Origin of the sequence: Streptomyces sp. MnatMP-M17, assembly GCF_900091995.1 — a bacterium.
Lineage (GTDB): Bacteria > Actinomycetota > Actinomycetes > Streptomycetales > Streptomycetaceae > Streptomyces.
This window is the reverse complement of sequence record NZ_FMDK01000108.1, coordinates 1-9,938: the sequence shown is the minus strand read 5'-3', so window position 1 is coordinate 9,938 and position 9,938 is coordinate 1. Positions and strand designations below refer to the sequence as shown.

The window sequence follows — 9,938 nt, the reverse complement described above, 5'->3', positions numbered from 1 at the left end:
CAGCTCCCGCATGAGCTGCTTGCGCCGCATCAGCCGCCAGCCGGTCCAGTGGGTGCCCTGCCCGTCGAGCGTGGTGCAGCCGAGCCGGGCCAGCAGGGCGGTGGTGTCGGGCCGCAGTATGGCCGTACGGGCAGGACGCTGTTCGTCCGTACCCGATCCCTCGTCGAGGACGACGGCCGGGACTCCCTGCGCGGCGAGGGCCAGGGAGAGCGCGAGTCCGACGGGGCCCGCGCCGGCGACGATCACCGGGTCCACGGCGCGACCCCTCCGGCCCGTGCGGTCTTGCGGTCAAGGGCGGTAGGAGCCCGGTACGTGATCACAGAACGTATGCAACCTACTGGGGGTGCTTGCGTCAAGCGACGGCCTGAGCGGCGCGTACACCCCCTGCCCCGTCCGCCTCAGGCGCCCCCGCCGTCCGGGGCACGGCCCGGAGCGCTGGCCTGTTGCACATCATCGGCGCTCAGCACGGCGCCCGTGCTCTTCTTGCCCTGGCGCAGCCGCTGCTCCAGCCATCCGGCGAAGGTCGTGAGCAGGAAGTTCAGCGCGATGTAGATCAGCGCGATGACGGTGAACGTGGCGATGGTGTTGGCACCGTAGTTGGCGGTGATGGTGCGGCCCTGCGAGAGCAGTTCGGAAAAACCGAGGATCGCGCCGCCCAGCGCGGTGTCCTTGACGATCACCACAAGCTGGCTGACCAGGGCCGGGAGCATCGCCGTGACCGCCTGCGGCAGCAGGACGTACGACATGGTCTGGCCTTTGCGCATGCCTATGGCGTTCGCCGCGTCCGTCTGGCCTCTCGGCAGCGAGAGGATGCCGGCCCGTACGATCTCGGCCATTACCGAGGCGTTGTAGAGCACCAGGCCGGTGACCACGGCGTACAGGGGGCGCAGATCCGACGAGACATCGGTGAACTGCGTATAGAGCTGAGCGGCGAACACCATCATCAGCAGTACTGGAATGGCCCGGAAGAATTCGACGACGACTCCGACCGGGGTCCGGATCCAGGCGTGGTCGGAGAGCCGGCCGATACCGAGCAGCGCGCCGAGCGGCAGCGCGATCAGGATGGCCAGCGCCGCGGCCCTCAGGGTCTCGCCGAGCCCCGGCAGCAGATAGGTCGTCCAGACCTTGGAGTCCGTGACGAACGGGCTCCACTTCTCAGCCGCGAGCTGCTGCTTCTCGGCCATCACGGCCAGCGCCCACCAGGCGGCGAGCGCGAGGACCGCCAGGAACACGATTGTGTAGATGATGTTGCGCCGCTTGGCGCGCACCCCGGGGGTGTCGTACAGAACGGACGTGGCACTCATCGCTTCACCGCCACTCGCTTGCTGACCCAGCCCAGGATCAGACCGGTCGGGAGGGTGAGAACGATGAATCCGAACGCGAACACCGCGAATACCGCGAAGAGCGCGCTGGTCTCGTTCTCCAGCATTGTCTTCATCAGCGCCGAGGCCTCCGCGACACTGATCGCCGAGGCCACCGTGGTGTTCTTGGTCAGCGCGATCAGTACGTTGGCCAGCGGCGCCACCACGGAGCGGAACGCCTGTGGAAGGACTATCAGCGTCAGCACCTGGAAGAAGCTGAGCCCCAGCGCACGGGCCGCCTCGGCCTGGCCGACCGGCACGGTGTTGATACCGGAGCGCAGGGACTCGCAGACGAAGGTGCCGGTGTAGGCCACCAGTCCCAGGACAGCGAGCCGGAAGCCCATGGTTTTGAAGTCCTGGCCGCCGAGCGTGATCCCGAGGGTCAGGCCGAGCCCCAGTGAACAGGCCACGAGGACCAGGGTCAGGGGCGTGTTGCGGACCAGATTGACGTACGCGGTACCGAAGGCACGCATCAGCGGCACAGGACTGACGCGCATCCCGGCCAGCAGCGTTCCCCATATGAGAGAACCAACTGCGGAGTAGAGGGTGAGCTGCACCGTCACCCAGAAGGCGCCGAGCAGGTCATACTGCCCGGAATCAAGAAAGTCGAACACGATGCTCCGCGCTCTCCCCTGGTCGGCTGGTCGGTACGCGCCGCCGGGCGGGCCGGCGGCGCGTCACTCCTGGCTGGCCCGGCAGGGCCTGTCCAGCCCTGCCGGGCCGTGTCCTAGCTGCCCTCGGTGATCGCCGGGGCAGGCTCGTTCTTGTAACCGGACGGGCCGAAGTTGGCGGTCACGGCCTTCTGCCAGGAGCCGTCCGACTCCATCTTCTTGAGGGCTGCGTTGATCTTGGTCTGCAGCTCGGTGTCGCCCTTCTTGAGACCGATGCCGTAGTTCTCGTCGCTGAGCTTGAGGCCCGCGAGCTTGAACTTGCCCTGGTGCTCCTGCTGGGAGGCGTACCCGGCGAGGATCGAGTCGTCCGTGGTCAGCGCGTCAACGGCCTTGTTCTCCAGGCCTGTCAGGCACTCGGAGTAGCCGCCGAACTCCTGGAGGTCGGCCTTGGGGGCGAGTTCCTCCTTGACGTTCTGTGCCGAGGTGGAACCCGTCACGGAGCAGAGCTTCTTGGAGTTGAGGTCCGCGGCCTTGGTGATGGAGCTGTCGTCCGAGCGGACCAGCAGGTCCTGGTGGGCGAGGAAGTACGGACCTGCGAAGTCGACCTTCTGCTTGCGCTCGTCGTTGATCGAGTAGCTCGCGACGACGAACTTCACGTCTCCGTTGGAGATCAGGTTCTCGCGCTCGGCGCTGGGCGACTCCTTCCAGACGATGTCCTTGGCGTCGTAACCCAGTTCCTTGGCGACATAGGTGGCAACATCGACATCGAAGCCCGCGTAGGTGCCGTCCGGCTTCTTCAGGCCGAGGCCGGGCTGGTCGAACTTGATACCGATGGTGATCTTCCCGCCACCGCTGTCGCCGCCGGCGTCGTCGCTGCTGTCGCCGCCGCACGCGGTGGCGGTCAGGGAGAGGACGAGAGCCGCAGCGGCGGCCGCGCTTGCCTTGTGAAGCTTCATGCGTGAACTTCCCTCGGGTGAGACGTGGACGAACAGGTTCTGCCGAACTCGGTGCCGTGAAGAAGAGCCGTGTTCAGTGAAGTGAAGAGCCGTGTTCCGTGATGAACGGTCAGTGATGCAGGATCTTCGAGAGGAAGTCCTTGGCGCGGTCGCTTCGCGGATTGCTGAAGAACGCGTCGGGCGTGGCCTCTTCGACGATGCGGCCGTCCGCCATGAAGACGACCCGGTTCGCCGCGGAGCGCGCGAAGCCCATCTCATGGGTGACGACGACCATCGTCATACCGTCACGCGCGAGTTGCTGCATGACTTCGAGGACTTCATTGATCATCTCGGGGTCGAGCGCGGAGGTGGGCTCGTCGAAGAGCATGACCTTCGGGCCCATCGCCAGCGCCCGCGCGATCGCGACACGCTGCTGCTGACCGCCCGAGAGCTGCGCCGGGTACTTGTCGGCCTGCGAACCGACGCCCACCCGGTCGAGCAGTGAACGCGCCTTCTGCTCCGCGTCCTTCTTGTCCGCCTTGCGGACCTTGATCTGGCCCAGTGTGACGTTCTCCAGCACCGTCTTGTGTGCGAAGAGGTTGAACGACTGGAAGACCATGCCGACATCGGCGCGCAGCCGGGCCAGTTCACGGCCCTCCTGCGGCAGCGGCTTGCCGTCGATCGAGATCTCGCCCGAATCGATGGTCTCCAGGCGGTTGATGGTGCGGCACAGTGTGGACTTGCCGGACCCGGAGGGCCCGATGACGACCACGACCTCGCCACGGGCGATGGTCAGATCGATGTCCTGGAGCACATGCAGCGCGCCGAAGTGCTTGTTCACGTTGCTCAGTACGACCAGATCGCCCGTCGCAGGCACGGCGTCCTCGGCGCCCTTGGTCACTGACACTCCGCTCATCGGCTTCTTGCTCCGTCCTCCTCGGTTGGGAGGACCTTAGTCACGCCCTGCGACCAGCGTCATCAGATCTGAGCTGGAATTGAGCATAACGATCCGGCCGCAACCGGACACACCGTGTGAAGACGGCACTGCGGGGAGTACCGGGTGGGTAACGGAAACCTTGGCGTAACGGGAAGACTCTTGACTGGCACGACACCATCGGAGTGGATGCCCAGATACGTTGTGCGACCACCACCTCGAAGGGGGCCCGTGAGACTGCTGCTCGTAGAGGACGACGATCATGTCGCCGCGGCCTTGGCGGCCGTTCTCGCCAAGCACGGATTCCAGGTCGTGCACGCCAGGAGCGGCGAGGAGGCGCTCCAGGCTCTGCTGCCCGCCGCCAACGCGGGCAAGGAGCCGTTCGCGGTCGTGCTGCTCGACCTCGGCCTGCCCGACCAGGACGGCTACCAGGTCTGCGGAAAGATACGGAGAATCACCTCGACACCGGTGATCATGGTGACCGCGCGGGCCGATGTACGGTCGCGGATCCATGGCCTCAACCTCGGTGCCGACGACTATGTGGTCAAACCGTACGACACCGGTGAACTGCTCGCGCGGATCCATGCCGTGAGCCGGCGCCGTGCGAACGAGGAGGAGCCGGGACCGGCCGCCGAGACCGCCCAGCGGCTCGGCCGCCTCACCCTGGAGCTGCCCACGCGGCGGGTCAGTGTCGACGGCGAGCCGGTCCAGCTCACCCGCAAGGAGTTCGATCTGCTGGCTCTGCTGGCCCAGCGGCCCGGCGTCGTCTTCGGCCGTGAGCAGATCATCAGCGAGGTGTGGCGGACCAGTTGGGAAGGGACGGGCCGTACGCTCGAAGTCCATGTGGCGTCCCTGCGCGGCAAGCTCGGGATGCCCGCGCTGATCGAGACCGTCCGGGGCGTGGGCTACCGGCTGGTCGTCCCGGCTCCGCGTCAGGGACCGTAACGTACCGTGAGTTCCCGACTTCTGCCGCTGCTCATCGTGCTCATGGCGGGCGTGCTCCTCGCCCTCGGCTTCCCGCTCGCCGTGAGTGTGGCCGGCGCGCAACAGCAGCGCGTCGTCGTCGACCGGATCGACGACACCGCGCGGGTCGCGGCGCTCGCCCAGCTCGTCGCCGAGGACAGGCCTGGGACCGTCGAGCGGCGTGCTCTGCTGGCGGAGGAACTCACCCGCTACCACGAGGTGTACGGGATCAAGGTCGGCGTCTTCTACCGCGATGACGAGGCCATGGCGCGCGCCCCGCGGAACTGGACGGTGCCCGCGGAGGGCGAGGGCCGCCAGTCCTTCCAGGAGGCCCTGCTGGGCCGCCGCAGCGACGATCCCGAGCAGGTCTGGCCCTGGCAGAACCGCCGGCTCATCGTCGACTCGCCGGTGGTACGGGACGGTGATGTCGTCGCGGTCGTGGTGACCGACTCGCCGACCGGACAGATGCGTTCACGCATCCTCAAGGGCTGGCTGGTGATTGCCGCGGGTGAGGTGGCGGCCATGCTGCTCGCCGTGGGAGCCGCAATCCGGCTGACGGGCTGGGTGCTCAGACCGGTACGGGTACTGGACGCGGTGACCCATGACATCGCCACCGGCCGGATGAACTCCCGGGTGGCGGCGGCCGGAGGGCCGCCGGAACTGCGGCGGCTGGCCAGCTCGTTCAACGAGATGGCCGACAACGTCGAGGATGTGCTGGAGCAGCAGCGCGCCTTTGTGGCCGACGCCTCGCACCAGTTGCGCAATCCGCTCGCCGCTCTGCTGCTCCGTATCGAACTGCTCGCTCTCGAACTGCCCGACGGGAACGAGGAGATCGCCTCCGTCCGTACGGAGGGCAAGCGTCTCGCCCAGGTCCTCGACGATCTGCTGGACCTGGCCCTGGCCGAGCACGCTCCCGCCGATCTGAGGCTCACCGACATAGGTGAACTCGCGGCGGAACGGGTCGCGGCCTGGCGGGCGCTCGCCGAGGAGAAGGGCGTCCGGCTGACCGAGCACCGGGCGGCGGTCACCGCCTGGACCGATCCGATCGCGCTCTCCAGCGCGCTGGACGCCGTCATCGACAATGCGCTGAAGTTCACTCCGGCGGGTGAAGAGGTCACGGTGACGGTCGCCCGTAACGGTGAAACATCCATGATCGCCATCAACGACGGCGGCCCAGGGCTCACGGACGACGAGATGGCCCGGATCGGCGACCGGTTCTGGCGCAGCAACCGCCATCAGAACATCAAGGGATCGGGGCTGGGTCTGTCCATCTCGCGGGCGCTGCTGGCGGCGGGCGGCGGCTCGATCAGCTACGCGCACGGCGAGCCGCGCGGGCTACGGGTGACACTGACCGTTCCGAGAGCGTCCCCGGCGTCGTGAATCCCAGGCGTGAATCCCCGGCGTTCGGCTGAGCTGGATTGACCTAGGGTTTCACCGAACGGTAGTAGCGCTCGGCGCCCTCGTGCAGCCGCAGAGGCGCCGTATAGATCGCCGTCCGCAGATCCACGAGCTGGGCGGAGTGCACCTGCTTGCCGATGCGGTCCCTGCTGTCGATCACGGTCCGGGTGAAGCCCTCGGTGAGACCGGCGTCCATCCGATCGGTCGTGACCAGCAGATTCGCCACCGCGACCGTCGATACGGGTATGCCTTCCTGCGCGTCGCCGTAGGCGTCGGCGGGTATCGTCGCGGAACGGTAGTAGCGGGAAGCGGCCTCGCCCGAGGCATGGAGACCGGCCACGAGGGCCGCGTCCAGCGGCACCAGCCGTATGTCATAGCGCTTCCACAGGAGCTGCACAGCGCCGGTGGGCAGCCCGCCCGACCAGAAGAAGGCGTCCAGCGCGCGGTGTTCGAGCAGGTCCGGCATGGTGTCGATGCCGGCCGAGACCGGAGTGATGTCATGCTTCGGATCGAGCTTGGCGGCTGTCATGAGCCGGTCCGCTATCAGTCGGACACCCGATCCCTCCTGTCCCACTCCCACCTTCTTGCCGCGCAGACCGGCGACGGAGTGGATCTTCGAGTCCTTGGCCACGACGAGCTGCACATAGTCGTCGTACAGCCGGGCACATCCGCGCAGCCGGTCCGCACCCGGCTTCCCGTCCTCCCGGTACTTGGCGACGGCATCGGCGGTGGCCACCGTGAAGTCGGCCTCCCCGCTCGCCACCCGCGCGAGATTCTGCTGCGAGCCCTCGCTGTTCTTGAGCTGTATCGAGACATCCGGCAGATCGCGCCCGAGGTCCTCCTTGAGCAGCGATCCGTACCGCTGGTAGACGCCGCTGGTCACTCCCGTACTGAAGATGATCGATCCGCTCGGCGCCGACGGCCCGATCGGCAGCAGCCACCACACCAGCAGCCCGAGCAGCACCACCACCGCGGCGGCGCCCTGGAGGAGCCGGCCACGCCTGCTACCACGCCCGGTACGGGACAGAACCGCGAACATGCCGCGATCCTGCCAGCTCACTCCCCGCGAAGACCAGGGCTGCTTCGCGTGGCCGCTCCCCGGGGCCCTCCCAAAGCCTCTCTCGGGGGCCTTCTCACAGTCGGCCGGACCGCCGGGAGGAATCCAGGACCGACGGCTCCCGGGCACCGCCTACCCTTGTCGCATGAGCAGCAGCGACCGGAGCCGGACAGCGGGCGACAACCGAACGTACGAGGTGCGCACCTACGGGTGTCAGATGAATGTCCACGACTCCGAGCGATTGTCGGGCCTGCTGGAGGGAGCCGGATACGTCCGGGCGCCCGAAGGGGCTGACGGGGACGCCGACGTCGTGGTCTTCAACACCTGCGCGGTACGGGAGAACGCCGACAACAAGCTGTACGGCAATCTCGGCCGGCTCGCCCCCATGAAGACCAAGCGGCCCGGTATGCAGATCGCCGTCGGCGGCTGTCTGGCACAGAAGGACCGCGACACCATCGTGAAGCGCGCGCCCTGGGTCGATGTCGTCTTCGGTACGCACAACATCGGAAAGCTGCCGGTGCTCCTGGAACGCGCGCGCGTCCAGGAGGAGGCCCAGATCGAGATCGCCGAGTCGCTGGAGGCGTTTCCCTCCACGCTGCCGACCCGCCGCGAGTCCGCCTATGCCGCATGGGTCTCCATCTCCGTGGGCTGCAACAACACCTGCACCTTCTGTATCGTCCCGGCGCTGCGCGGCAAAGAGAAGGACCGCCGTCCCGGCGACATCCTGAGCGAGATCGAGGCACTGGTCGCCGAGGGTGTCTCCGAGATCACGCTGCTGGGCCAGAACGTCAACGCGTACGGTTCCGACATCGGCGACCGCGAGGCCTTCTCCAAGCTCCTGCGGGCCTGCGGCGCCGTCGAGGGCCTGGAGCGCGTCCGCTTCACCTCACCGCATCCGCGCGACTTCACCGACGATGTCATCGCGGCGATGGCCGAGACGCCCAATGTGATGCCGCAGCTCCATATGCCGCTCCAGTCCGGCTCGGACACCGTCCTGAAGGCGATGCGCCGCTCGTACCGGCAGGACCGTTACCTCGGCATCATCGACAAGGTGCGCGCCGCCATCCCGCACGCCGCCATCTCCACCGACATCATCGTGGGCTTCCCGGGCGAGACCGAGGAGGACTTCGAGCAGACCATGCGGGTGGTGCGCGAGGCGCGCTTCGCGCAGGCCTTCACCTTCCAGTACTCGAAGCGTCCCGGGACACCGGCCGCCGAGATGGACGGACAGATCCCCAAGGAAGTCGTCCAGGAGCGCTATATGCGGCTGTCCGCCCTCCAGGAGGAAATCTCCTGGGAGGAGAACAAGAAGCAGGTGGGCAGAACGCTGGAGGTCATGGTCGCCGAGGGCGAGGGCCGCAAGGACGGCGCGACCCACCGGCTCTCGGGACGCGCTCCCGACAACCGGCTCGTCCACTTCACCGCGCCGGACGAGGCGGTGCGCCCGGGCGATGTGGTGACCGTCGAGCTCACCTATGCCGCTCCGCATCATCTCCTCGCCGAGGGACCGACGCGGAAGGTACGCCGTACCCGCGCCGGCGACGCCTGGGACCGGCGGAATACGGCCGAGGCCGCCAAGCCGGCCGGTGTACTGCTGGGGCTGCCCACGGTCGGTGTGCCCGCTCCGCTGCCGGCCGTGACGGGCGGGTGCGCCGTCGACTGACGAAGCGCCGGGGTGGGTGAGGGCGCGGACGGGCCGTGTGCAGGGCCGGCTGTGTGCCGGGCCTCGCCGTACGTCGGGCTGGGCCGTACGTGGTCACGCGCGGTCACGCCCGCGTTAGGGTTCGATCATGCTGGTCGCCGCTGCCGTCTGTCCCTGTCCGCCGCTGCTCGTGCCCGCCGTGGCCGCGGCGGCGGCACCCGAACTGGACGCGCTGCGCGCCGCGTGCACGGACGCCCTCGGCGTACTGGCCGCAGCCCGGCCCGATCTGCTGATCGTCGTCGGGCCCGCCGAGCGGGACGGCCTTGGGCCGTATCCGCAGGGCGCCGTCGGCTCCTTCCGGGGCTTCGGCGTGGATGTCGAGGTCGTACTCGGCGGTTCGGCCCCGGACGCCACGGGCACTGGCGGTACGGGCACGGGCGCGGGCGCGGAGGCACGTGCCGAGCGCCCGCTTCCGCCCTCCCTCTCGGTCGCGGCCTGGCTGCTGGACCGTGTCCGCTGGTCGGCCGCGCCGGTCTCGGGGCTCGGTGTCGGGGAACCTCTCGCCGCCGAGCGCTGTGTTCAAGCCGGAGAGGAGATCGCGGCGCGGTCCGACCGCGTGGCACTGCTGGTGATGGGCGACGCCAGTGCGTGCCGCTCGGTGAAGGCGCCGGGATATCTGGACAAGCGGGCGGCCGGATTCGACGAGGACGTGGCACGGGCCCTGGCGGCGGCCGATGTGGCGGCGTTGAAAGCGCTGGACGCGGAGTTGGCGTCCGCCCTCAAGGCGGCGGGACGTGCGCCGTGGCAGCTGCTCGCGGGCGCGGCCGAGGGAGTGGGTCTGCGCGGTGAGCTGCTGTACGACGCCGCGCCGTACGGCGTCGGATATCTCGTTGCGACCTGGTCCTAGAGCTGGTCCGAAGGGCCGAAGGGCCCGGCGGGCGGCCTACGTCACGTACGTAAGTACGTACGTGAGTACGTACTTACGTACGGGGACGGCCGCGCGGCGCTCGAAGGCGCCACGCGGCCGTCCACAGCCG

Annotated in this window: 10 protein-coding genes; 4 read left to right on the top strand and 6 right to left on the bottom strand. The window is 68.3% G+C overall.

Annotated elements, in window-relative coordinates; translation table 11 throughout:
• The 5 genes from GA0115259_RS06050 to GA0115259_RS06030 all read right to left on the bottom strand — a co-directional run.
• The coding region (locus GA0115259_RS06050; protein ID WP_176732447.1) for an FAD-dependent monooxygenase at positions 1 to 255 on the bottom strand (255 nt) is incomplete at its 3' end.
• A 143-nt stretch (positions 256 to 398) separates the two neighbouring features.
• Positions 399 to 1,304, bottom strand: a complete 906-nt coding sequence (locus tag GA0115259_RS06045) for an amino acid ABC transporter permease (protein ID WP_093591944.1) — start codon at positions 1,302 to 1,304, stop codon at positions 399 to 401.
• Positions 1,301 to 1,975, bottom strand: a complete 675-nt coding sequence (locus GA0115259_RS06040) for an amino acid ABC transporter permease (RefSeq protein WP_093591941.1) — start codon at positions 1,973 to 1,975, stop codon at positions 1,301 to 1,303. The genes GA0115259_RS06045 and GA0115259_RS06040 overlap by 4 nt, the downstream gene beginning before the upstream one ends.
• Positions 1,976 to 2,088: 113 nt before the next feature.
• The gene (locus GA0115259_RS06035; RefSeq protein WP_093591938.1) at positions 2,089 to 2,928 is read right to left on the bottom strand and encodes a glutamate ABC transporter substrate-binding protein; all 840 of its coding nucleotides are present in this window, start codon (positions 2,926 to 2,928) and stop codon (positions 2,089 to 2,091) included.
• Positions 2,929 to 3,037: 109 nt separating this feature from the next.
• Positions 3,038 to 3,823: an amino acid ABC transporter ATP-binding protein gene (locus GA0115259_RS06030; RefSeq protein ID WP_093591935.1), complete on the bottom strand. Its 786-nt coding sequence runs from the start codon at positions 3,821 to 3,823 to the stop codon at positions 3,038 to 3,040.
• Positions 3,824 to 4,072: 249 nt separating this feature from the next.
• Here GA0115259_RS06030 and GA0115259_RS06025 point away from each other — a divergent pair, with 249 nt between their 5' ends.
• Together GA0115259_RS06025 and GA0115259_RS06020 are read left to right on the top strand one after the other, a co-directional pair.
• Positions 4,073 to 4,786, top strand: a complete 714-nt coding sequence (locus GA0115259_RS06025) for a response regulator transcription factor (protein WP_093591932.1) — start codon at positions 4,073 to 4,075, stop codon at positions 4,784 to 4,786.
• A gap of 6 nt (positions 4,787 to 4,792) precedes the next feature.
• A complete protein-coding gene (locus tag GA0115259_RS06020; protein WP_093591929.1) occupies positions 4,793 to 6,184 on the top strand; it encodes a sensor histidine kinase in 1,392 nt (463 codons plus the stop codon).
• A 43-nt stretch (positions 6,185 to 6,227) separates the two neighbouring features.
• Here the strand turns inward: GA0115259_RS06020 and GA0115259_RS06015 are convergent, their stop codons facing one another.
• On the bottom strand, positions 6,228 to 7,241 hold the full coding sequence (locus GA0115259_RS06015) for a TAXI family TRAP transporter solute-binding subunit (RefSeq protein WP_093591926.1): 1,014 nt from the start codon (positions 7,239 to 7,241) through the stop codon (positions 6,228 to 6,230).
• Between the two features lie 163 nt (positions 7,242 to 7,404).
• On the opposite strand from GA0115259_RS06015, the gene miaB reads away from it, so the two are divergent.
• Both miaB and GA0115259_RS06005 read left to right on the top strand, forming a co-directional pair.
• Positions 7,405 to 8,922, top strand: a complete 1,518-nt coding sequence (miaB, locus tag GA0115259_RS06010) for a tRNA (N6-isopentenyl adenosine(37)-C2)-methylthiotransferase MiaB (RefSeq protein WP_093591923.1) — start codon at positions 7,405 to 7,407, stop codon at positions 8,920 to 8,922.
• A gap of 127 nt (positions 8,923 to 9,049) precedes the next feature.
• Positions 9,050 to 9,808, top strand: coding sequence for a class III extradiol ring-cleavage dioxygenase family protein (locus GA0115259_RS06005; protein WP_093591920.1), 759 nt, complete (start codon positions 9,050 to 9,052; stop codon positions 9,806 to 9,808).
• Positions 9,809 to 9,938 lie beyond the last annotated feature (130 nt).